Here is a 20,969-nt window from a genome sequence, read left to right on the forward strand (position 1 = left end):
GAAGGTGAGCCGTGCCGCCTAGAACTTCACCCACAGAGCGCCAGAAGCGCCTCGGTTACGAACTGCACAAGATGCGCCAGGCTGCAGGCGTCACTGCCGAAGCCGTCGCCTCGCTGCTGGGCGTGGATCGAAGCAAGATTTCCAACATCGAGAAGGGCGTGAGGACACTCAGCCCCGACAGGCTGAGAAGCTGGGCCTATCAGTGCGCATGCTCAGATACCGCCTACGTTGAGGCACTTGTCGAGATGGCCAAACCGCCAGGACGAGGCTGGTGGGAGCGCTTCCGAGGGGTACTGCCTGGCGGCCTGCTGGACATCGCCGAGCTGGAGGCGCACGCGACACGCCTGAGGACGGCGCACACGGTGCACATCCCGGGCCTGCTTCAGACAGTCGATCACGCCCGCTCGATCTTCGACGCTGTGGTTCCGCCGCTTCCGCAGCACGAGAGGGAGCTCCGGCTTGTCCATCGGCTGGAGCGGCAGCGGATTCTGACTCAGGAGAAACCACCGGAGTACGCCGGCATCATCCACGAGGCAGCACTGCGGATGCAGTTCGGTGGGCGCGCCGTGGCACGTGCCCAGCTCGAACATCTCGTGACCATGTCGGAACTGAGTCATGTGAACCTGCGCGTGCTGCCGGTCGCAAACGGCGTGTTCCCGGGTGCTGGACAAACGCTCGTATATGCCGAGGCTGCCGTGCCCCAGCTCGATACCGTGCAGATCGACAGCACACACGGGCCGGAATTCCTCGCAGGCGAGGCGCAGTTGGCCAAGTACCGTGCTCAGCTGGAATGGATGGATCGGCTTACTCTCGCCCCCGGGGAGTCGCTCCACTTCATCCAGGAAATCGCGCGCCAGCTTTGAGGAGACACCCGATGCCCGACATCGCCTGGGAAGCACCCTACTGCGGCGAGGGGAGCGCATGCTTCCGCATAGGAACCGACGCCGCCGGCAACGCCTACATAGCCGTCGCCGGGGCCGAGGACCACTACGTCACCGACACCCGCGAAGCATTACGCACCCTCATCCGCGACATCAAGGCCGGCAAAGCCGACCACCTGCTCAAGGACTGACTTCGACGATCACGAGCGTTCCGCAACTCCCCGGGCGAACGGCGTGCGGCGTGCCCGCCGGGATCACGTACAGCTCGCCCGGGCCCACCGGCACCTCCTCGCCGTCGACCTCCAGGGCGAGCTGCCCGTCGAGGACCAGCAGGGCCTCGGCCGTATCGTGGGTCTCTTCCTCCACGGGCAGCTCGTTCATGCGCAGCACCTTCACGCAGGTGGAGCCGACGTGCCCCAGCACGAGTGAGCTCCACTCGCGGGGAAGGGTGGCGGCGGTGGTCTTCAGGTCGATCGCGTTCATGCCGCCAGACGCTAGTTGACCTGCGGAAACCGTTGGTCGACCGATTGGTAAAGGATCAATAGGACGCCCGCTGGATGCCGTCCGTGTTCGTCAGCATCCCCCGCGCGCCCGTGGCCCGGTCCTCGGCGATCAGGGCCGTGCCCTTCCGGGCCACGGCCAGGTACCACGTGCCGGGGGTCAGCATGAAGCCCGAGCCTCCGTCGGTGCCGACCGTCCACCGGGGCTCCGGTACGGCGAACCAGAAGGGGTTGATCGTCAGGAGCACGTCGAAGGACGACTCCGCGGCCGACCGAACGGCGGTGCTGTCGGCGCGTACCGCCGGCACCGTGGGCTGTGCGGTCCTCACCGGCTCCGCGGGTGCCGTACGCGCCGCCTCGACCACCTCGGCCGCCCGTTTCATCGCCAGCACATCCGTCGCCTTCCGCAACTGCTTCGCCTGGAGCTCTATCTCCGCGATCCGCTTCTCCGCCTTGGCCTGCCGGGAGGCGAGGTCGCGTTCCGACTGCTCGCGCCGCTTGGCGAGGTTGGTCTCGAAGTCGGCGGCGGCCTGCGCGGCCTTGTTTCGGGTCTCCTCGAAGAGGGCGTCCGCTTCCTCCCGCTTGGCGTGGGCGTCGGCGACGGCCTGGAGGCGGATCTCCTCGGCCTCCTGCTCGGCGCGCTTGAGGTCGGCCACCCGCGCCGCGGCCTGCGCGTCGGCGGCGGAGATCTCGCTGCGGACCTCGTCGACGCGGGCCTGGAGCTCCTCGCGGTCGGCGTCCTCCTCGACGACGGCGAGCTTGTCCTCAAGCTCCCGGCAGCGGGACTGGGCCTCGTCGCGCTCGTACTCGGCCTGGGTGAGCTCCGCCTCCAGGCGGTCGATCTCCTCGCGGAGCTCGTGGCACTGGGCTTCGAGGTCGCGCTCGCGGCCGCGGTAGTGCTCGATCGCGGCCGAGCTGTGGGCGCGTTCGCGGGCGGCGGTGCGGGTGATTTCGCGCTTCTGCTGTTCGAGCCGTTCCAGCTCGTGTTTCTGGTCGGAAACACTGGACTTGAGGTCGCGGATGGCAAGTTCGGCCTGTTCGCGGGCGAGGATCGCCTCCTCCAGCTTGTCGCTCTCCATCTGGAGCCGGTAGCGGGCGGGCTGCTCGCTGAACAGCGCCTCGCGGTGCAGACGGTAGGCGTGCTCCTGCACCTCGGGGGTGAGCGGGACCTGGTGGGCCTGGCAGGCGGACTTCAGCAGGGCGTCGACGAAGACCTTGTCCGGGAGTCGCTTGCCGCTGAGGTAGCGCGAGACGGAGGCGGGGCTGAAGTGGTGGTAGGCGGCGAACTCCCGCAGGGACTTCCCGGTCTGGCCGAAGAGACGGCGCATGGCGCGCACGAACTCGCGGTTCTCGTGCCGCAGGCCCGGGGGGAGCGGTGCGAGGCCCTTGACGTCGTCGGTGTCGCCGCTGTCGCCGGCGTCGTCGAAGGACATGCCGTCGTTGCCGAAGTCCCCGTTCAATCCCGTCCTCCTTGGGGTCGGTGTCCGGCCGACTGCCGTACACGTCCACGGTGGCGGTTCACGCGCGCGTGCGCTGCGCGTTCGGCAGGACAAGTGTTGCCACCTGCGGAAACAGAGGTGTTTCCGTTCCGCAACACCTCCCGGCGCCAGCAGAGTGGTGGCGGAGAAGGGAGCCGAATGAACGGCACGGGCACGGGCAACGGCAACGGCAACGGCACGAACAACGGTCCGCTCCTCACGCTGCGGGCAGCTCTCATCCTGCTGCTGGGCACGCTCACCGGCATCGGCGCCGGCATACTCACCTGGCTCGGCGGCGCGCCCCCCGCGCAGGCGGTCCTGGCCGGGGCCGGCGCGTCCGCGCTGGCGGTGACGTTCTTCGACGCGCTGATCGACTGACGACGGCCCGCAAGATTTGCGGGGCCTTGCTTTCCATGCTGCCCCGGGATGGCAGCACCGGCCCGCGCCGGGGCGGGGCGGGACACGTCCGCGTCACCGCCGCGGGAAGCTCACCTCTACGCGGCGGTTCTTGCGGCGGCCGTCCTCGGTGGCGTTGTCGGAGATCGGGTATTGCTCGCCGTAGCCGCGGATCTCGTAGTGGATGGCGGAGGAACCGAGGTCCTTGGCCAATTGGCGTTGGACCGCGTTGGCGCGTTCTTTGGAGAGGGCCACGCCGTGGTCGGCCGAGCCGAGGTTGTCGGTGAAGCCGAAGATGCGCAGGGCCGTGGCGCGCTGCCTCTTGACCTCGGCCGCGATGGCGGCGATGCGGGCCGTCGCCGGGGCGCTGAGGCCGGAGCTGTCCTTGTCGAAGAGGACCTCGGCCTGCAGGGCGAACGTGACGTTGACGTTCGTGTCCTCGCGGCGTTCCTCGCCGCCGTCCGTCTCGACGACGGATTTGATGTCGAGGACGCGGCCGGGTGCGAGCTTGGCGCCCGAGCGGAGCTTCAGGCCGCGTGCGCCCGCGTCGATCCGTACCGGCGGGGTCGTGTCGGCGGGGCTGCCGGGGCCGCTGTCCGCGTACGCGAGCGAGGGGGCCAGCGCCGTGGCGAACAGGACCGCCGCGATCGTCATCCGCATCGCGCCCTCACCCCGAGATCTTGATGCGGACGGACGGCATCGTCGGCAGCTGGAAGTCCACGTCCTTCACCTCGGCCGGCGGCGCCGGGAACTGGGCGAAGAGGGCCCGGCTCTCGTTGGGGCGGATGTTGACCAGGCCCGTCGTGCACAGGCACTCGCCGTCGGTGTCGCGCAGGACGAGGTAGCGCTTCTTGCCCGCCTGGTCGATCAGGGACGCCCCGGAGACGGAGGACTGCGACTTGAGCTCCGTTTCCTTCGAGCGCCACGTCAGCGAGGTGAAGGGTTTGCTGCCGCGGTTGGTGAGCGTGCCGTCGACCGTGAGGAAGCCGCCCTTGTCGCGCATCGCCGAGTGGAGGGTGACGACGATGCCGTCCGGTCCCTTGAGCTCGCCGATGGTCGTCGTGGGCCGGGGCTCCGGCGCGCCCGTCGGCGTCCCGCCGGAACGGGGGGCCGCCGAACTCTTCGCCCCGTCCAGCTCCGTCTTCTTCTCCCCGCCGTCGCCGTCGCCTTCGCCCCCGCAACCGGCCACCGCGAGGGATATGACGACCGCGAGCGCCGCTCCGGCGGCTCTGGCCATCCTCGAACTCATGGGTACGTTCCTTTGCTCGGTGGGCTGGCAGGGGTCAGTCGGCCAGGCGCACGGCGTACAGATCCGTGGCCCTGACCGTGCCGGGGTGTTGGGGGTCGATGACCAGCACCTTGTTGCCGCAGGTGAGGGTCAGGCCCGGCGGCTTCGGCGGCTTCGTGGGCTCGCCCGAGGGCGACGGGGACCGCGTCCCCGACGGGTCGGGCTTCGGCGGCTCCGGTGCAGGGGGCTCCGGCTTCGGCGGCTGCGCCGTACAGCGTGGCAGCACCCCGGCCTTCGCCGTCGCCTTGGCGTGCTTGCTCCCGGTGCCCGGAACCACCGAGTCCCCCACCGTCCGCGCCGACGTGACCGCCACCGTGAACAGCCCCGGTGCCTCGCCCTGGTCGCAGGTGATCCCCGGCCCGGCCTCGTTCAGCTCCGCGTACGAGGCGGCGGCCTGACAGGCCCTGCCGGGCTCCGCGCCCAGGCCCGCCAGCCAGCCCGCCCAGTCGCCGCCGGCGCCCAGGGCCGCCAGCAGGCCGGTGTGGAGCTGGTCCCGGTAGTCCTGGGCCGCCGCCAGTGCGGCGGCGTCGGCCGCGGTCTGCGCGCCGTTCTTGGTCGCCCCGGCCCGGCCCACGGCGAAGAAGGCCAGCGCCAGGAAGAGGAGGGCCGCCACCGCCGTGATGTACAGCGGGAACGCCTGGCCCGCGTCCCTGCCGGCGGCGTCCCCGCGGGGCGCGCCTTCGTCGCCGACCGCGTCCTCGCCCTCCACAGCTGCGCGGCTCATCGGCTCATCCGGTGATCTGCTGGATCTTGTTCGTGATGGCGGTCGCGATCATCGTGCCGAAGTCCGTCGTCATCAGCACCAGGATGATCGCCACGACGACGGCGATGATGCCCAGGTATTCGATCGAGGTCTGCCCCCGGTCGCGTGCGTCGTGCCATTCGCGGTCTCCCCGCAAACGCTTCGCCATCATCTTCCCCTTCCGACGGGTGTGCCACTGCGCGAGTACGACTCCATTCCCTTCCCCCATAAGGAAGTTGGGACACCATGAGTCACCCCCGCCCGGACGCGCCCTCGGACGTCGACTGTCCCACATCCGATTGCAGGCGCGAAGGCCCTTCACCGAGCCCTTCACTCTGTTTTCGCGGTTTCCGCAATTCGACCGGCCGGAGCGCCACGGCCAGGATCACCGCGGAGGTGGAGCAGGGAGCCGGGTGGTGCGGCGATATGTGCTGTGAGGCGTGGGATGCGTGCGGCATGACGGGGGTCTCCTCTCGCCGGCCACGTCCCGGACGCCTCGGGCGCCCGGGACGTCGCGGACGTTGCATGCGTCGTCAATGTTCCTCAATCCCCCGTGATGGAGCCGAAGTCCGTACCCGATCCCAGGAAGAATCCCGCAATCAGCAGGACGACCGTCCCCGGAACCATGAAAGTCGTGATGACCATCGTCGCCTTCGGTACCGTCCGCGCCGCCCTGCGGCGTGCGAGCTGGGCGTCCGTGCGGCGCATGTCCGTCGCGATGCCGATCAGGGTGTCGACGATGGGCGCGCCCAGCTCCTCGCCCTGCTGCAACGCGGTGACCAGCTGGGCGACTTGCTCGGAGTCGTTGCGCCTGCGCAGTTCGTCGAACGCCTGCCGGCGGCTGACGCCCATGTCCATCTGGCGCAGCGTGATGCGCAGCTCGTCCGCCCACGGGCCCTCGTACCGCTCGGAGACCCGGTCGAGGGCCTGCCGGAAGCCGAGCCCGGCGCTCACGACGACCGCGAGGACGTCCAGGAAGTCCGGCAGCGTCCGTTCGATGGCGTCCCGGCGCTCGCGCACCGCCGCCCAGATGCCGACCTCGATCCAGAACAGCCCGAAGGCGACCAGCAGCACGGCGAGCAGCGGCTGCCCCTTGATCAGCATGACGAGCGCGCCGCCGAAGCCCAGCATCCCGTAGACGGCACGGCGGGCCGCGTAGCGGTCGACGGTCAGGCCGCCCGGGTTGCCCGCCCGGTCGATGCGCCGCCGTACCCGCGACACGCGCTTCTCGCCCATCATCCGCAGCACCAGTGGTGCGTACCGCATCCCGAGCCGGTCGACGGCGGAGCCGACGGCCGTGGTGCGCGTGGAGCCGACCTCCAGGGCGAGCACCAGGTCCGGCGGCAGTTTGGCCTCGCTGCGGAAGAGTGCGACGCCGTAGCAGACTCCCACCACGGATGCGGCCGCCAGCAGCGCCAGCAGCAGCCCCACGCCCGTTCCCGTCCCCATGTCCGCGGCCACCCCCTCACACGTCGATCTTCGACATCCGGCGGATGAGGAAGAAGCCCAGGCCGTACAGGACGAAGGCGGCCACGACCGCCGTCTGTCCCGGCCAGCTGCCCGTCATCCGTTCGATGGAGCCCGGTGCGATGCGGTCCATCAGCAGCAGGGTGCCGATGCCCATCAGCGGCACGACGTATGCCGTGACCGTCACCTGGGACAGCTGGGTCCGCACCTCGCGCCGCGTCTCCTTGCGCTCCTCCAGCGTCGCCGTGAGGTTCCGCAGCGAGCTGACGACCGTGCCGCCGGCGCGGTTGGAGAGCACGAGGGTCGTCACCAGGACCACCAGTTCGCGCGAGGGGAGCCGTTCGGCGAGCTCGCCGAGGGCCTCGTCGACGGAGTGGCCGACCGCGAGCTTGTCGGCGACCTTGGCGAGCTCCTCGCCCGCCGGGGCCTCCATCTCCTCGGCGGCCATGCCCAGGGCCGTGCGCAGGGCGAGGCCGGCCTGCGTGGCGTTGGCCAGGATGCGGGAGAGTTCCGGCAGCTGGTTGATGAACTTCTCGATCCGCTTGCGTCGCTGCCAGGTGAGGAAGGCGGAGGCGGACCACAGGGCGACGAGCCCGGCCAGCGGCCCGAAGAACGGCGCGAGGACCGACGCGGCCAGCAGCCACAGCCCCGCCGCCGCGCCCAGCGTGTACGCGGCGAACTCGCCCACCGTCACGTCCAGCCCCGTCGACGCGATCCTCCGCTCCAGCCGCCTGCCGGGGCGCGTGGTGCGCAGCCGGTGGTCGATCCGCCGGAAGCGGCGTGGCCGGCCGCCGGGCGGTGGTGGGGCGGGGGCGTCGGAGAGGCGGTCGACGAGGGCCTGGTGGCGGTCCCGGCCGGTGACGTACGCGCGGACGCCCGCGACGGCCAGCGTGCCGCTCAGCAGGGTCGCGCCGCCCGCGGCGAGTGCCCCTTGGCTCATGCCCGTTCCCCTTGGCTCATGCCTGTGTGCCTCGTTTTCATTTCTGTGCCCGCTGCTCCGTGGCTGCTGCTCTGTGCCTGCTGTTCCGTGCCCGTTTCCCTGTGTCCGCTTCTCGTCCCGTCCGGCTGCCGCCTACCTCTGCCCCGCCTCCCTGATGTGGAGTTCGTTGGGGAACGCCGCCACCCCGAAGGCCGGCGGAACCGCCTCGTTCGCCAGCCGCAGCCGCTCCGCGGCCCGCTCCGGGAGGGGGAAGTGCGCGAACGTTCCCCGGACGACCCGGTCCGCGCCCATCGGCTCGGCGTCGAAGCGGCAGACGGTGACGAGCCGGTAGCCCTCGTTCCGGTAGCCGTCGTGCCGGCCGGCTCCGCCGCCGTGGGCGTCCAGCAGGGCGATCTCGGCGATGCGGCGCGAGCCGTCCGCGTTGCGTGTGAGCTGGACCAGGCAGTCGACGGCGCTGTCGATCTGGTCGCGCAGGGCCTCGTACGGGATCTTGACCTCCGACATCGACGCCAGCGTGCGCAGTCGCATCAGCGCGTCCTCGGCGCTGTTCGCGTGCACGGTGGCCAGCGAGCCGTCGTGGCCGGTGGACATCGCCTGCAGCATGTCGAGGGTCTCGCCGCCGCGCACCTCGCCGACGATGATGCGGTCGGGGCGCATGCGCAGGGAGTTGCGGACGAGGTCGCGGATGGTGATGCGGCCCTTGCCCTCCACGTTGGGCGGGCGGGATTCCAGCCGGATGACGTGCGACTGCTGCAGCTGCAGCTCCGCCGCGTCCTCGACGGTGATGATGCGCTCGCCGTCCGGGATCAGCCCGGAGAGGGCGTTCAGCAGGGTCGTCTTGCCGGCGCCGGTCGGGCCGGAGACGACGACGTTGAACTTCGCGCGGACGAGCGCGGCCAGCAGCACCAGCATGTGCTCGTCCAGCGTGCCCAGGGCGATCAGCTCGTGGAGGGTGTAGGCGCGCGGGAAGCGGCGGATGGTGAGGGTGGCGCCGTTGAGGGCGAGCGGCGGGATGATGACGTTGACGCGCTCGCCGGACGGCAGCCGGGCGTCGACCATGGGATTCGACTCGTCCACGCGGCGGTTGACCGTCGAGACGATGCGCTCGATGGTCTGCATCAGCTGCTCGTTGGAGGCGAAGCGGACGGGTACGAGCTCCACGCGGCCGGCCCGCTCGACGAAGATCTGGTCGGGGCCGTTGACCATGATCTCGGTGACGGAGGGGTCCTCCAGGAGCGGCTCCAGGACGCCGAGCCCCAGTGCCTCGTCCACGACGCGCCTGATGAGGCGGTCGCGCTCGGCGGTGGAGAGGACGGGGCCCTCGCGGCTGATGATGTGGCCGAGCACGCGCTCCAGGCGGGAGCGGCGCTCGGCGGCGGCGAGGGCGGACATCTCGGCGAGGTCGATCTCTTCGAGCAGCTTCGCGCGGAAGACGGGGACGAGGTGGTCCGACTCCCGGCCGCCGTCGGGCGGGGCGTCGGGGGGAACGATGCGGGCGCGGAGGCTCATGGGGCACCGCCGGGGCCTGCGGCCGGGCAGGACATGGTGGCCCGGCGGGTGACGGAGAACCCCGTGCCGGGGATCAAGGCCGGCACGTCGACGGTGACGGTGGCGGTGACCTGCCCGCCGGCGGGGGCACAGGCGGGGGCGGCGACGGCTGCGTCGGCCGCCACCCACGGGGTCATCGCCGCCTTGCCGGCGGCGGCGGGGGCCGCCTCGGGCTCGTCGAGGGTGGCGGTACGGGCGGCGGCCCGGGCCCCGGTGCCGGCCTGCTGAGCGGCGAAGGCGGCGAGGCCGAGCTGGACACCACCGAGGGCGACCAGGAGCAACAGCGGGAGGAACCCGAGGAATTCGACGGACACCGAGCCGTGGTCGCCCCGGCGGCGGCGGAGGCGGGTGGACAGTGGCAAGCCGTGGTCGCCTCGGCGGCGGCGGAGGGCTTGAGCCGGGCCCTGTCCGGGCCCGGGGCCGGGGGCCGGGGGCCGGACAGGACTGCGCCCGGTGCGCGCGATGTTTGCCGCGGGGGCGATGCCGGCACTCCCGACAGCGCCTACCGCACCCATACTGCCCGCGCGGCCCGCGCCGCCCGGCTGTCCGCGGCCCGGATACCCGCGCCTCACCCCTCCGCGCCTCCCGCCCCCTAACGCCATCCCTCAGTCCTCCCTCGCCATGCCCGCCGTGCTCTCCACCGGCCAGGGCCAGTTGAGCGTGCCGGGGAAGAGCACCGGGACCTGGAGTCTGACGCTTGCGCGGTAGACGCCGGCTTCCGCGGCGCAGGTCGGTTCGGACTGCCAGGACGGGGGCAGGTCCGACTGGGCCGCCGCCGGGCAGTCGCGGCCCACCGCGCCCGCCCGGGCGCCCTTGTCGGCCGCGTGGCCGGCGAGGGAGTAGGTGTAGCCGACCAGGACGCACTGCCAGACCACCGCCAGCGCCACCAGGATCAGGGGCAGTACGCCCGCGAACTCCAGGGCGATCTGGCCTCGGTCGCCGGCCGCCCGTCGCCGGAAGCGGCCCGGTGCCGGTACGGGCGCCAGCTGGTCCGGCCCCGTACCGGCCCCACCGGCGCCCGTACCGCCCCCGCCGCCCCCTATGGCACGGCGGCGCCGCAGGCCCGTGGCGGGGGCGGTGGCCAGGCCGAGCTCCCCGGCCAGCGCCCACAGGGCCTGGCGGACGCCCGAGCGGGCGTCCAGGTCCTGCATGCGGCCGGCGTCCACGGCGCCCTGCAGCTCCTTGTAGGCAGCCGGAACGGTCGTCCGGGCGGTGCGGGTGCCGGTGGTGCGGGCGACGAGGGGCGGCTGGATCTCGGCGTGGCGGGTGTGGCGGTTGACCACCGTCGTCGTCTCCTCGGGTTTGCGGATCTGCAGCCGTTCCCAGAGCCGGACCATGCGCTTGGCCGCCCGTACGCACACCACGTCCGGCGTGGTGACGAGCAGGGCCACGTCCGCGGTCTCGATGACCGCCGCGCCCGCGGCCGTGATCTGGGTGCCGCAGTCGACGACGACGACCTCGTAGCGGCTGCGCAGGGCGGCGGTGATCTGCCGGGAGGCGAGGTCGCCGACCTCCTCGCCGCGCTCGCCCTCCGCCGGGGCCAGCAGCAGGCCGACGCCGGTGGGGTGCGGGAAGACGGCGTCCTGCAGCACCCGGGGCGAGATGTCGCCGATGCCCACGAGGTCGGCGACCGACCGCCGGAACTGCACGTCGAGGTAGGAGGCGACGTCCCCCGACTGCAGGTCGAGGTCGGCCAGCGCGACGCTGCGCCCGGCGGCGCAGGCGGCGAGGGCGAGCTGGACGGCGGTGACGGTCGTTCCGACGCCGCCCTTGGCGCCGGCCACCGCGACGAGCGTGCCGCCGCCCGCCGGAGCGGGCCGGCCCTCCGGGGCCGCCCCGGCGCCGAGGTGGCGCCGCACGCCCGTCGCCCAGTGCGCGGCCGACTGCACCCGCGCGGCCAGCTCCTCGTACGACAGCGGCAGCGCGGCCAGCCCGCGGGCCCCGCAGTCCATGGCGGCGGCGTACAGGGCGGGCCCGGCGTCGGCGCTGATGAGGACGGAACCGGTGGCCGGGAAGCGCAGGGCGATCTCCCGGATGAGTTCGAGGGCGGGTACGGGCCCCACGTGCTCGTGGACGAGGACGACCTCCGGCAGCTCCTCGACCGAGGCCGCGGCCAGCACGGCGAGGGTGTCGAGCAGCCGGGTCGAGTCGCCGACCGTGCGCAGCGGTTCGACGCCCGGGAGCTGGGCGAGCAGCCCGCTCACGGCGCGGGCGGCGTCCGGGTCGCCGACGGCCGGGAGGATTCTGATCGTCACCGTGGGCCTTCCTCCATTACGTGTCGCCGTCTACTTGTCGCCGTCGAGGGTGTACGTGCGGTCGCCGCTGCTGACGCCCGCGTCGCCGCCGGGAGCGACGAGCGCGAGCCGGACGTGCGTGGCGAACGACTCCGCGTACGCGACGCGCTGGGCGTCCCGGGTGTCGAGCGCGAAGGTGATCGGCACGGCCTCGCCCGCCTGCCGGGTGCTGGAGGCGGTGGTGCGGCTGCCGCCGTCCCGGTCGCGGTCGAAGGGCGTGAGCTTGCCGACGTTCATGACCTGCGCGCCGCTGACGATGACCTTGGAGACGGGCTTGGCGCCCTGCTCCTTGCTGTCGAAGGTGGCGTAGATGTTCACCCGCGCACCGGGGTTGATCTTGCCGGCGACGCCCGTCGCCGCGTCGATCATGATGGCGATCTCCTGCTTGCCGGGCTCCAGCGCCGGCCGGGCGACGATCATGTCGGTCTGCAGGAGCGAGCCCTTGCGCAGCGGCGTCACGGCAATCTTGCCGCGCAGGGCGGAGAGGTCGGTGACGGCGGTCGGCGGGAGCCAGCGCTCGGGCACGGAGATCTTCTCGAACGCGTCCGCCTTCCGCTCCAGGTCCTGGTAGGCGGGGACGTCGGACCGGAGCCTGTAGGCGGTGGTCTCGGGGCCGACCTTGGACTCGGCGTCGTGGATGACGGAGAACACTCCGGCGAACGCGCCGACGGCACACAGGACCGACAGGAGCAGCAGGATGATCCCGCGGCGCTGACGTGAATTCATGGGACGGCGAACCTCGTTCGTGGCCTGTTCGGGATGTGACCGGTCTGCGGTTCAGCGGCTGGACGGCGCCGGGGAGGCGACCCGCAGCGGAGCGCTCCGGGCGGGGCCCGGTGGGTCGAGGGCGTGCGTCCCGCCGGCGCGGGCCACCGGCGCGCAGCAGAAACCGCAGCGGTCGCCGATGAGTTCGAGCCCGCACCAGTGGCACTCCTCGCGCCGTACGGACGCGACGAGCTGGTAGAGCACGGACGGATCGGGGATGGCGGCCGCGAACTCGACCGCCCGGTGGGTGCCCCACCAGCGCCGGGACTCCTCCGGCAGCGGAAGCACCTCCTGGACGCCCTCGACCCGCCACTGCGGGGCGACGGTGTCGGTGACCCAGTCGTCGCCGTTCCGGCGGGGCCTGCCGCGGGCGACGGTCATGCGGGTGGCGAAGCCGGGGCCCTCGGGGACGTCGCCGGCGCCGGTGCGGACGATGCTGCGGGACGGATTGACGAGGACCCCGAAGTGGGCACCGGGCAGCAGGGACGCGACGTGCGCGCCGAGCCCGACGTCGACGTGGTCGAGACGGGAGACGGAGGACAGGTGCGCCCCGGCGTAGATGTAGTGCGCGAGCAGGCGCGCGGCGGAGGCGAGCACGCCGGGGGTGAGGTCGGACACCGACAATTGCCGTAACTGCCGGGCCAGTACGCCCACGGCCAGCGGGGGCAGCCCCATGGGCAGGAGGGCTACGCGGTCGCTCTCCAGGACGGACCGCACGGTGTGCAGACGGCGGACGTACGCGGCCGGGAGGGTGTCGGGGTAGAGCACGACCAGGTGTCCGCACTGCTCCAGCAGGACGGCCGCCTGGGTGACCGCCGTCTCCAGCGGCTGCGCCTCGGGGGGCTGCAGCACGGCGGCGGCCGGGGCGGGGCCGCCGGGCGGAGGGAGCACCAGGTCGGCGCTGGTGACCGCTATCGCAATCGGCACGTCGGCTTCCCCGTTCACTCCGGCCGCGGGGGCTCCGGCGGTCGCAGATCGATACTGCCCGGTGCTGGTGCCTCCGCACTTTATCCACGAATGGAGCGGCTGAGAACCGTTCCTCGATGTTTGCCCCACGGCCCGGTGGGACGGCCCGCCGACCCTTGACGAACGCATTGGTATGGACCACCTTTACGCGCATACGGCGGCCACCGTTCCCGTGTCGACACCCCCGTCACCACCCCCCATCACCGCGCCAACTCCCTTCCCACCGGAGGCAGTCGTGGAACGTGTCCCCCACAGATTCAGCCGGAACCATTGGTTCCGTCGCTTCGGCAGCACACTCGCCGCCCTCGCCTGCACAGCCGGCGGCACCGGCAGCGCAACGGTCGCGACGGCCGCGACGACCGCCGACGTCAATCTCCTCAAGAACCCCGGCTTCGAGTCCGGACTCGCCGGCTGGACGTGTTCGGGCGACAGCGGCACCACCGTCGCCTCCCCCGTTCGTTCCGGAACGGCCGCGCTCAAGGCCACCCCCGCCGGGGCGGACAACGCCACGTGCTCGCAGACCGTCGCCGTGCGGCCCGGCTCCTCCTACACGCTCAGCGCCTGGGTCCAGGGTGCGTACGTCCACCTCGGCGCGAGCGGCACCGGCACCACGGACGTCTCGACGTGGACGCCGGGCGCGGGCGACTGGCAGCGCCTCACCACCGCTTTCACAACCGGAACGAACACCACCTCGGTGACGGTCCGCCTGCACGGCTGGTACGGGCAGCCCGCCTACGTGGCGGACGACGTCGCCCTCACCGGGCCCGGCGGGGGCGATCCGGGCGAGCCCGTACCGGCCGCGCCCGGCGGCCTCACCGCCGGGGCCGTCACCGCGTCGTCGGTCGCCCTGTCGTGGAACCCGGTCCCCGGGGCGACCGGCTACACCGTCTACCGGGACGGCACCGCGGACCGGAGCGTCACCGGCGCCTCGGCCACCGTCACCGGCCTGGCCCCGGCCACCTCGTACCGCTTCGAGGTGACGGCCACCAACGCGGCCGGCGCATCCCCGCGGTCCGCGGCGGTCACCGCCACCACGGCCGCGGGCAGCGGCGGCGGCCCGGACGTCCCCCGGCACGCCGTCACCGGCTACTGGCAGAACTTCGACAACGGCGCCACGGTCCAGAAGATCGCCGACGTGCCGCGCCAGTACGACATCATCGCCGTCGCCTTCGCGGAGGCCACGGCCGTGCCCGGGGCCGTCACCTTCGCCCTCGACCCGGCGCTCAAGTACGGCGAGGCGCAGTTCAAGGCCGACATCGCCGCCAAGCAGGCGGCCGGCACGTCCGTCGTCCTGTCCGTCGGCGGCGAACGGGGCACGGTGCGCGTCAACGACGCCGCGTCCGCCGCCAACTTCGCCGACAGCATCCACGCGTTGATGCAGAAGTACGGCTTCAACGGCGTCGACATCGACCTGGAGAACGGGATCGACCCCACCTACATGACGCAGGCGCTGCGCGCGCTGTCGGCGAAGGCGGGCAGCAAGCTGGTCATCACCATGGCGCCGCAGACCATCGACATGCAGTCGACGTCGGCCGGTTACTTCCGGACGGCCCTCAACATCAAGGACATCCTCACGGTCGTCAACACGCAGTTCTACAACAGCGGTTCGATGAACGGCTGCGACGGAAAGGTGTACGCGCAGGGTTCGGTGGACTTCCTCACCGCGCTGGCCTGCATCCAGCTGGAGGGCGGCCTCGCGCCCTCGCAGGTCGGCCTGGGCCTGCCGGCCTCACCGCGCGGCGCGGGCAGCGGCCATGTGGCGCCCTCGGTGGTCAACGCCGCGCTCGACTGCCTCACCAGGGGCACCGGCTGCGGAACGTTCAGGCCCGCGAAGGCGTACCCGGGCCTCAGGGGTGCGATGACCTGGTCGACGAACTGGGACGCGGCGAACGGCAACGCCTGGTCGAACACGGTCGGCCCGCACGTGCACGGACTGCCGTAGCGGCGCCGCTGGGCGGGCTGGACGGGCCGCACCCGGCCCGCCCAGCCGGCGCGGGGAACGGTCAGCGCGCGGTCAGCGCAGCGCGCCCTCTTCCTCCTCCTCGCCCGGCTTGGGCAGCTCGCAGCCCGGCAGGCCGAGGTCGAGCTTGTTGCCGGCGGCGAAGCACTTGGCGATGCCGTACGTCTGCTGGGCGTAGTTGATGCCGCGGCGGACGGTCACGTTGCCGTTGGCGTCGACCTCGCACGGGTTGTTCATCGTGCAGCGCTCGCCGCTCTCGTTGCCCGTGTTGTTGACGGCGACGACCTTGCCGGTGTTCACGTCGACAACGGGCGAGCCGGACGTTCCGCCTATGGTGTTGCACGACGGGGTGTAACGGGCCGAGTCCTTCCAGGTCCAGTCGGCCTCACGGAGCCGGGGGACGAAGCCGTCGATGTTGCAGGAGTAGATCCGCTTCCAGTAGCCGGAGACGACCTTGATCGGGGTGCCGGCGACGGGGTGGTCGGCCGACAGGGCGAGCGCGCTGATGCCGTACTGCTGCTTGATCTTCGCGTAGGTGGTGTTCAGCTCGTAGAGGGTGATGTCGGTGTCGGTCATGGTGGCGTACGAGACCTTGACGGCGCGCAGCGTGGCGACCTTGCCCGCGGTGGAGTTGAGCAGGCCGAAGGTGCGGCTGGAGGGCTGGTCGGTGATGACCTCGCCGGCGCCGGGCATGCCGGATTCCAGACAGTGACCGTTGGTCAGCACGAGGGCCGGGTCGTTGTCGGCGGAGCCGGGCAGGCGGATCAGGGAGCCGGAGCAGTTGCTGAGCGCCACCGTGCCGGCGAAGTCGACGGCCTTGGGCTTGGCCCCCGCCTTCTCCTGCTGCTGGGAGGCCGCGCCGGCCTGGGCGGTCCCGGCGCCGGCCAGGGTGGCTCCGGTGAGCAGCAGTGTGGCGAGTGCGCTGACGAGAGGTCGTCTCATGGGGGGTGGTCCTCTCCGATCACAGGTGCTCGGTTTTGACGTGTGCATTGTTGGTGTTGGTGAGGGAGCCGGGCAATCGGCCGGTCTAAAGTGACGGGGAAGTTGGCCTGATTCGCCCGCATCCGGCTGCTTGACCTGCTCATGTCAGCACTCGAACACTGAGAAGGCTCACCCACCGCATTCGTCGCACGAACGGACTCCCAGGAGGCGGCCGCATGCGACCCCCCACCCCCCGAACCCCCAGGTCCCGCAGGCTGCACGGCAAGGTGGCGGCCGCCGCCACCGCCGTCCTGCTCACGCTCGCCATGGCCGCGCCGGCGGCCTCCCGTACCGAGGAGCCGACGCGCTCCTACGAGGTCACGGGGCCGAGAACCGCCGCCCAGCGCACCGCCGTCGCCGCGACCGGCGCGTCCGTCGACGCCGTCCGCCGCGGCTCCGTCGTCATCACGGCGGACGCCGCCCAGGCCGAGCGCGTCCGGCGCCTGGGCTACTCCGTACGGGTCCTGCCCGGCCCGCCGGACCGCAGCGACGGCCGGAGGGCGGAACCGTTCGACTTCCCGCCCGCGGACGCGAACTACCACAACTACGCCGAGGCCATGGCCGAGATCAACGCGGACATCGCCCGGTACCCCTCGCTCATGAGCAAACAGGTCATCGGCAAGTCCTACGAGGGCCGCGACATCATCGCCGTCAAGGTCACGGGAACCGGCACGGGCACCCAGCCGGCCGGCGACGGGACCGCGGCGGCAGCGGCCAGGCCCGAGGTGCTCTTCACCCACCACCAGCACGCCCGCGAGCACCTGACCGTGGAAATGGCCCTCTACCTGCTCAAGGAGTTCGGCTCGAAGTACGGCAGCGACGCCCGCGTCACCAAGATGCTCGACAGCCGCGTCGTGTGGATCGTGCCCGACCTCAACCCCGACGGCGGCGAGTACGACATCGCCACCGGCTCATACCGCAGCTGGCGCAAGAACCGCCAGCCCAACAACGGCTCGTCCGCCCGCGGCACCGACCTCAACCGCAACTGGGACTACAAGTGGGGCTGCTGCGGCGGCTCCTCGGGCAGCACCGGCTCCGAGACCTACCGCGGCACCGCCCCCGAGTCCGCCCCCGAGGTCAAGGTCGTCGCCGACTTCGTCCGCAGCCGCGTCGTGAACGGCAAGCAGCAGATCAAGGCCGCCATCGACTTCCACACCTACAGCGAACTGGTGCTGTGGCCGTTCGGCTGGACGTACGACGACACCGCACCCGGCATGACGAAGGACGACCACGACGCGTTCGCGGCCGTCGGCAAGTCCATGGCCGCGAGCAACGGCTACACGCCCGAACAGTCGAGCGATCTGTACATCACCGACGGCTCGATCGACGACTGGCTGTGGGGCAACCAGAAGATCTTCGCCTACACCTTCGAGATGTACCCCGACTCCAGCGGAGCCGGCGGCGGCTTCTACCCGCCCGACGAAGTGATCGACCGCGAGACGGCGCGCAACCGCGACGCGGTGCTCCAACTCCTGGAGAACGCCGACTGCATGTACCGGTCGATCGGCAAGGAGGCGCAGTACTGCCGGTGACGACCCCGTGACGGCAGCGCGGCGGGCGGGCCCCACCGGCGGCCCGCCCGCCCCCGTCAGGCCGTTGACCGGGCACTTTGCGGGATGTTAGACAGCGGGCAGTGCCATGCGCCCGAAATGGGGACACGGCACCCTTTACGTACCGCCCACGAACCCGGGAGGCCCCATGGCAGCCGCCATCGCCACCGACGCCGTCGCCCGCCTCGCCCAGGAGAGGCTGGACCACCGCTTCAAGGGGCTGCCCCCGGAAGCGGACGGGCGGACCGTCGGGGAGCTGGCGGCCGAGCGCCGCTCCCTGTTCACCGGCGGCTTCACCACTCCGGTGCTCACCCTGGGCGCCGAGGCGCTCGACCACAACCTCGCCCTCATGGAGCGCTACAGCGCCGGGCACGACCTGGCCTTCGCCCCGCACGGCAAGACGACCATGGCTCCCCGCCTCTTCGAGCGCCAGCTGCAGCACGGCGCCTGGGGCATCACCGCCGCCACGCCCGCGCAGACCCGCGTCTACCGCGCCTTCGGCGTCCGGCGGATCTTCCTCGCCAACGAGGTCGTCGACCCGGCCGCCCTGCGCTGGATCGCCGCCGAGCTGGCCGCCGACGCCGACTTCCGGCTCGTCACCTACGTCGACTCGGTGCGCGGCGTCGAGCTGATGGACGCCGCCCTGCGCGAGGCCGGAGCCGGCCGTCCGCTCGACGTCGTCGTCGAGCTCGGCGCGGACGGCGCCCGGACGGGCGTGCGCGACGAGGCGGAGTGCGAGCGCGTCGCCGACGCCGTCGCCGCCACCGGCACCCTCCGCCTGGTCGGCCTCGCCGGCTACGAGGCGGAGATCCCGGACGCCGACGGCGAGCTCGTCCGGGCGTGGCTGCACCGGCTCACCGGGCTGGCGGTCGCCTTCGACAAGGCGGGCCGCTTCGAGGGCGTCGAGGAGATCGTCGTCAGTGCGGGCGGCAGCGCCTGGTTCGACGCCGTCGCGGAGGTCTTCGCGCAGCTTCCGGCGCTGTCCGCGCCGGTGCTCAAGCTGCTGCGCAGCGGCGCGTACGTCACCCACGACGACGGGCAGTACCGGAACAAGACCCCCTTCAACCGGCTCACCGACGAGGGCGCGCTGCAGCCCGCCCTGCGGCTGTGGACCCAGGTCGTCTCCCGCCCCGAGCCGGGCATGGCCTACCTCAACGCCGGCAAGCGCGACGTCTCCTACGACCTCGGCCTCCCCGAACCCCAGGTCGTCCGCTCCGCGCGCGACGGCTCCCTCCGTCCGGCCACCGGCCTGACGGTGACGCGCCTGGCCGACCAGCACGCGTTCGTCGCGGTGGCGGAGGAGGCGCAGACCCTGGAGGTGGGCGACTGGGTGGGCCTCGGCCTGTCCCATCCGTGCACGGTCTTCGAGAAGTGGCCGCTGATCCCGGTGGCAGCGGCGGACGGCACGGTGACGGAGTACGTCCGCACGTTCTTCTGAGCCCGCGCCCCGCAAGGGGCGCGGGGAACTGCGCGACCGGCCCCCACCGGCCCGCAGACGAACGCGAACGCACCCTTTCCCCGGCCCTTCCCTGTCGGGGTCCGGGGCGGATCCCCGGTTTCGGGAAGGGGTGGGGTGGGGGAGGTGACCGCATGGACCTCGTCATCCGTGGAGCAGCAGTCATCGACGGCACCGGCGCCCCGGCCTACCGCGCCGACGTCGCCCTCGCCGACGGCCGGATCGCCGGGATCCGGCGCGCCCCCGGACCGCACCGCCTCGGCGGCAGACGCGTCCTCGACGCGGACGGCCTCGCCCTCTCCCCCGGCTTCATCGACATGCACGCCCACAGCGACCTCGCCCTCCTGCGCGACCCCGCGCACGAGGCGAAGGTCGCGCAGGGCGTGACCCTGGAGGTCCTCGGCCAGGACGGCCTGTCGTACGCGCCCGTCGACGCGCGCACGCTGGCCGAGCTGAACACGGCGATCGGCGGCTGGAACGGCGACGCCGGCGACGTCGGCGTCGACTGGCGCACGGTCGGCGGGTACCTGGACCGGCTCGACCGGCAGGGCATCGCCGTCAACGCCGCCTACCTCGTTCCTCAGGGCACCGTGCGGATGCTCGCCGTCGGCTGGGAGGACCGCCCGGCGACCGCCGCCGAGCTCGACCGCATGCGGCGCCTGGTCGCCGACGGGCTGGCGGAGGGGGCGGTGGGGATGTCGTCCGGGCTGACGTACACGCCCGGGGCGTACGCCGACGACGCCGAGCTGACGGAGCTGTGCCGGGTGGTGGCCCGGTACGGCGGCTACTACTGCCCGCACCACCGCTCGTACGGGGCAGGCGCCCTCCGCGCGTACGAGGAGGTGATCGCGCTCTGCCGCGCGGCGGGCTGTGCGCTGCATCTGGCCCACGCCGTCATGAACTTCGGCGTGAACGAGGGGCGGGCCCCGGAGCTGCTGGCGCTCCTGGACGCCGCGCTCGCCGACGGCGTGGACATCACGCTCGACACCTACCCCTACACCCCCGGCTGCACCACGCTCGTCGCACTGCTGCCCGGCTGGGCGGGCGAGGGCGGACCGGAGGCGGTGCTGGCGCGGCTGCGCGACGACGCCACCGCCGGGCGGATACGGCACGCCCTGGAGGTGACGGGCGCGGACGGCTGTCACGGCGTGCCCGTCGACTGGGACACGATCGAGATCTCCGGGGTGGCCGACCCCGCCCTCGCTCCGTACGTGGGCCGGACCGTCGCCCGGTGCGCCCGCGAGCGCGGCGAGGAGCCGTGGGCGACCGTCCGGCGGCTGCTGGTCGAGGACCGGCTGGGGCCGACGATCCTGCACCACGTGGGGAACGAGGAGAACGTCCGGGCGATCATGCGGCACCGCGTGCACACGGGCGGCAGCGACGGCATCCTGCACGGGGCGAAGCCGCATCCCCGTGCTTTCGGCACGTTCCCGCACTACCTCGGCCGGTATGTGCGCGAGCTGGGGGTACTGCCGCTGGAGGAGTGCGTGGCGCATCTCACGTCACGGCCCGCGGCCCGGCTCCGGCTGCCGGACCGGGGTCTCGTGCGCGAGGGACACGTCGCCGACCTGGTGCTCTTCGATCCCGCGACCGTCGCCGCGGGTGCCACTTTCGAAGCCCCGCGGCGGCTTCCGACCGGCATTCCTTATGTCCTGATTGCCGGGCGCTTTGTGATGGAAGACGGTCGCCGGACGGACGTGCTGGCGGGACGCACGATCCGGCGCACTCCGGCGGGCTGAGCGGCGCGTCGCGGGGGC

General features: G+C 72.2%; 21 protein-coding genes. 7 read left to right on the forward strand and 14 right to left on the reverse strand.

Features of this window, described 5'->3' with window-relative positions:
• Nucleotides 1-11: 11 nt before the first annotated feature.
• Together LE181_RS13690 and LE181_RS13695 are read left to right on the forward strand one after the other, a co-directional pair.
• The gene (locus LE181_RS13690) at nucleotides 12-863 is read left to right on the forward strand and encodes a helix-turn-helix domain-containing protein (RefSeq protein WP_225661531.1); all 852 of its coding nucleotides are present in this window, start codon (nucleotides 12-14) and stop codon (nucleotides 861-863) included.
• 11 nt (nucleotides 864-874) lie between these two features.
• On the forward strand, nucleotides 875-1,072 hold the full coding sequence (locus tag LE181_RS13695) for a hypothetical protein (protein WP_225661532.1): 198 nt from the start codon (nucleotides 875-877) through the stop codon (nucleotides 1,070-1,072).
• On the opposite strand, the gene LE181_RS13700 is transcribed toward LE181_RS13695, so the two are convergent.
• On the reverse strand, nucleotides 1,062-1,364 hold the full coding sequence (locus tag LE181_RS13700; RefSeq protein ID WP_225661533.1) for a cupin domain-containing protein: 303 nt from the start codon (nucleotides 1,362-1,364) through the stop codon (nucleotides 1,062-1,064). The genes LE181_RS13695 and LE181_RS13700 overlap by 11 nt on opposite strands.
• 55 nt (nucleotides 1,365-1,419) lie before the next feature.
• The gene (locus tag LE181_RS32645; protein WP_372458343.1) at nucleotides 1,420-2,841 is read right to left on the reverse strand and encodes a hypothetical protein; all 1,422 of its coding nucleotides are present in this window, start codon (nucleotides 2,839-2,841) and stop codon (nucleotides 1,420-1,422) included.
• A gap of 177 nt (nucleotides 2,842-3,018) precedes the next feature.
• On the opposite strand from LE181_RS32645, the gene LE181_RS13710 reads away from it, so the two are divergent.
• Nucleotides 3,019-3,237, forward strand: coding sequence for a hypothetical protein (locus LE181_RS13710; RefSeq protein WP_225661534.1), 219 nt, complete (start codon nucleotides 3,019-3,021; stop codon nucleotides 3,235-3,237).
• 93 nt (nucleotides 3,238-3,330) lie between these two features.
• Here the strand turns inward: LE181_RS13710 and LE181_RS13715 are convergent, their stop codons facing one another.
• From LE181_RS13715 to LE181_RS13765, 11 genes are all read right to left on the reverse strand, one after another.
• Entirely contained in the window at nucleotides 3,331-3,915 is a 585-nt protein-coding gene (locus LE181_RS13715) for an OmpA family protein (protein WP_225661535.1), read from the reverse strand.
• 7 nt (nucleotides 3,916-3,922) lie between these two features.
• Nucleotides 3,923-4,504, reverse strand: coding sequence for a hypothetical protein (locus tag LE181_RS13720; protein ID WP_225661536.1), 582 nt, complete (start codon nucleotides 4,502-4,504; stop codon nucleotides 3,923-3,925).
• A gap of 34 nt (nucleotides 4,505-4,538) precedes the next feature.
• Nucleotides 4,539-5,267, reverse strand: coding sequence for a pilus assembly protein TadG-related protein (locus LE181_RS13725; protein ID WP_225661537.1), 729 nt, complete (start codon nucleotides 5,265-5,267; stop codon nucleotides 4,539-4,541).
• A 4-nt stretch (nucleotides 5,268-5,271) separates the two neighbouring features.
• Nucleotides 5,272-5,454 carry a Flp family type IVb pilin gene (locus LE181_RS13730; RefSeq protein WP_225661538.1) on the reverse strand — a complete coding sequence of 61 codons (183 nt, stop codon included), beginning with the start codon at nucleotides 5,452-5,454 and terminating at the stop codon, nucleotides 5,272-5,274.
• Between the two features lie 374 nt (nucleotides 5,455-5,828).
• Nucleotides 5,829-6,734 (reverse strand): DUF5936 domain-containing protein, encoded by a 906-nt coding sequence (locus LE181_RS13735; RefSeq protein ID WP_225661539.1) that lies wholly within the window; start codon nucleotides 6,732-6,734, stop codon nucleotides 5,829-5,831.
• 16 nt (nucleotides 6,735-6,750) lie between these two features.
• On the reverse strand, nucleotides 6,751-7,692 hold the full coding sequence (locus LE181_RS13740) for a type II secretion system F family protein (RefSeq protein ID WP_225661540.1): 942 nt from the start codon (nucleotides 7,690-7,692) through the stop codon (nucleotides 6,751-6,753).
• A gap of 132 nt (nucleotides 7,693-7,824) precedes the next feature.
• Complete coding sequence (locus tag LE181_RS13745) at nucleotides 7,825-9,201, reverse strand: TadA family conjugal transfer-associated ATPase (protein ID WP_225661541.1); 1,377 nt, start codon at nucleotides 9,199-9,201, stop codon at nucleotides 7,825-7,827.
• Entirely contained in the window at nucleotides 9,198-9,602 is a 405-nt protein-coding gene (locus LE181_RS13750; protein WP_225661542.1) for a TadE/TadG family type IV pilus assembly protein, read from the reverse strand. Before LE181_RS13750 ends, LE181_RS13745 begins: the two co-directional genes overlap by 4 nt.
• Nucleotides 9,603-9,845: 243 nt before the next feature.
• Entirely contained in the window at nucleotides 9,846-11,495 is a 1,650-nt protein-coding gene (locus LE181_RS13755; protein ID WP_225661543.1) for a nucleotide-binding protein, read from the reverse strand.
• A 30-nt stretch (nucleotides 11,496-11,525) separates the two neighbouring features.
• Nucleotides 11,526-12,260, reverse strand: a complete 735-nt coding sequence (gene cpaB, locus LE181_RS13760; protein WP_225661544.1) for a Flp pilus assembly protein CpaB — start codon at nucleotides 12,258-12,260, stop codon at nucleotides 11,526-11,528.
• Nucleotides 12,261-12,311: 51 nt separating this feature from the next.
• Nucleotides 12,312-13,226 carry a hypothetical protein gene (locus LE181_RS13765; protein ID WP_225661545.1) on the reverse strand — a complete coding sequence of 305 codons (915 nt, stop codon included), beginning with the start codon at nucleotides 13,224-13,226 and terminating at the stop codon, nucleotides 12,312-12,314.
• Nucleotides 13,227-13,500: 274 nt separating this feature from the next.
• Here LE181_RS13765 and LE181_RS13770 point away from each other — a divergent pair, with 274 nt between their 5' ends.
• Nucleotides 13,501-15,207 carry a chitinase gene (locus LE181_RS13770; RefSeq protein ID WP_225661546.1) on the forward strand — a complete coding sequence of 569 codons (1,707 nt, stop codon included), beginning with the start codon at nucleotides 13,501-13,503 and terminating at the stop codon, nucleotides 15,205-15,207.
• A 72-nt stretch (nucleotides 15,208-15,279) separates the two neighbouring features.
• On the opposite strand, the gene LE181_RS13775 is transcribed toward LE181_RS13770, so the two are convergent.
• Nucleotides 15,280-16,167, reverse strand: a complete 888-nt coding sequence (locus tag LE181_RS13775) for a trypsin-like serine peptidase (RefSeq protein WP_225661547.1) — start codon at nucleotides 16,165-16,167, stop codon at nucleotides 15,280-15,282.
• Nucleotides 16,168-16,382: 215 nt separating this feature from the next.
• Between LE181_RS13775 and LE181_RS13780 the strand changes: the two genes are divergently transcribed.
• The 3 genes from LE181_RS13780 (at nucleotide 16,383) to LE181_RS13790 (ending at nucleotide 20,951) form a co-directional block, all read left to right on the forward strand.
• A complete protein-coding gene (locus LE181_RS13780; protein ID WP_225661548.1) occupies nucleotides 16,383-17,738 on the forward strand; it encodes a M14 family metallopeptidase in 1,356 nt (451 codons plus the stop codon).
• Between the two features lie 166 nt (nucleotides 17,739-17,904).
• A complete protein-coding gene (locus tag LE181_RS13785; RefSeq protein ID WP_225661549.1) occupies nucleotides 17,905-19,194 on the forward strand; it encodes an amino acid deaminase in 1,290 nt (429 codons plus the stop codon).
• Between the two features lie 152 nt (nucleotides 19,195-19,346).
• Complete coding sequence (locus LE181_RS13790) at nucleotides 19,347-20,951, forward strand: N-acyl-D-amino-acid deacylase family protein (RefSeq protein ID WP_225661550.1); 1,605 nt, start codon at nucleotides 19,347-19,349, stop codon at nucleotides 20,949-20,951.
• The last annotated feature ends 18 nt before the right edge of the window (nucleotides 20,952-20,969 follow it).

The organism is Streptomyces sichuanensis (assembly GCF_020328095.1).
Taxonomy (GTDB): domain Bacteria; phylum Actinomycetota; class Actinomycetes; order Streptomycetales; family Streptomycetaceae; genus Streptomyces; species Streptomyces cinnamoneus.

What these genes read in the sequence shown, in the direction of transcription:
- LE181_RS13695 (WP_225661532.1), top strand. Translation starts at nt 875, where the DNA reads ATGCCCGACATCGCCTGGGAAGCACCCTACTGCGGCGAGGGGAGCGCA.
- LE181_RS13700 (WP_225661533.1), bottom strand. Translation starts at nt 1,364, where the DNA reads ATGAACGCGATCGACCTGAAGACCACCGCCGCCACCCTTCCCCGCGAG.
- LE181_RS13710 (WP_225661534.1), top strand. Translation starts at nt 3,019, where the DNA reads ATGAACGGCACGGGCACGGGCAACGGCAACGGCAACGGCACGAACAAC.
- LE181_RS13715 (WP_225661535.1), bottom strand. Translation starts at nt 3,915, where the DNA reads ATGCGGATGACGATCGCGGCGGTCCTGTTCGCCACGGCGCTGGCCCCC.
- LE181_RS13720 (WP_225661536.1), bottom strand. Translation starts at nt 4,504, where the DNA reads ATGAGTTCGAGGATGGCCAGAGCCGCCGGAGCGGCGCTCGCGGTCGTC.
- LE181_RS13725 (WP_225661537.1), bottom strand. Translation starts at nt 5,267, where the DNA reads ATGAGCCGCGCAGCTGTGGAGGGCGAGGACGCGGTCGGCGACGAAGGC.
- LE181_RS13730 (WP_225661538.1), bottom strand. Translation starts at nt 5,454, where the DNA reads ATGGCGAAGCGTTTGCGGGGAGACCGCGAATGGCACGACGCACGCGAC.
- LE181_RS13735 (WP_225661539.1), bottom strand. Translation starts at nt 6,734, where the DNA reads ATGGGGACGGGAACGGGCGTGGGGCTGCTGCTGGCGCTGCTGGCGGCC.
- LE181_RS13740 (WP_225661540.1), bottom strand. Translation starts at nt 7,692, where the DNA reads ATGAGCCAAGGGGCACTCGCCGCGGGCGGCGCGACCCTGCTGAGCGGC.
- LE181_RS13745 (WP_225661541.1), bottom strand. Translation starts at nt 9,201, where the DNA reads ATGAGCCTCCGCGCCCGCATCGTTCCCCCCGACGCCCCGCCCGACGGC.
- cpaB (WP_225661544.1), bottom strand. Translation starts at nt 12,260, where the DNA reads ATGAATTCACGTCAGCGCCGCGGGATCATCCTGCTGCTCCTGTCGGTC.
- LE181_RS13775 (WP_225661547.1), bottom strand. Translation starts at nt 16,167, where the DNA reads ATGAGACGACCTCTCGTCAGCGCACTCGCCACACTGCTGCTCACCGGA.
- LE181_RS13780 (WP_225661548.1), top strand. Translation starts at nt 16,383, where the DNA reads ATGCGACCCCCCACCCCCCGAACCCCCAGGTCCCGCAGGCTGCACGGC.
- LE181_RS13785 (WP_225661549.1), top strand. Translation starts at nt 17,905, where the DNA reads ATGGCAGCCGCCATCGCCACCGACGCCGTCGCCCGCCTCGCCCAGGAG.
- LE181_RS13790 (WP_225661550.1), top strand. Translation starts at nt 19,347, where the DNA reads ATGGACCTCGTCATCCGTGGAGCAGCAGTCATCGACGGCACCGGCGCC.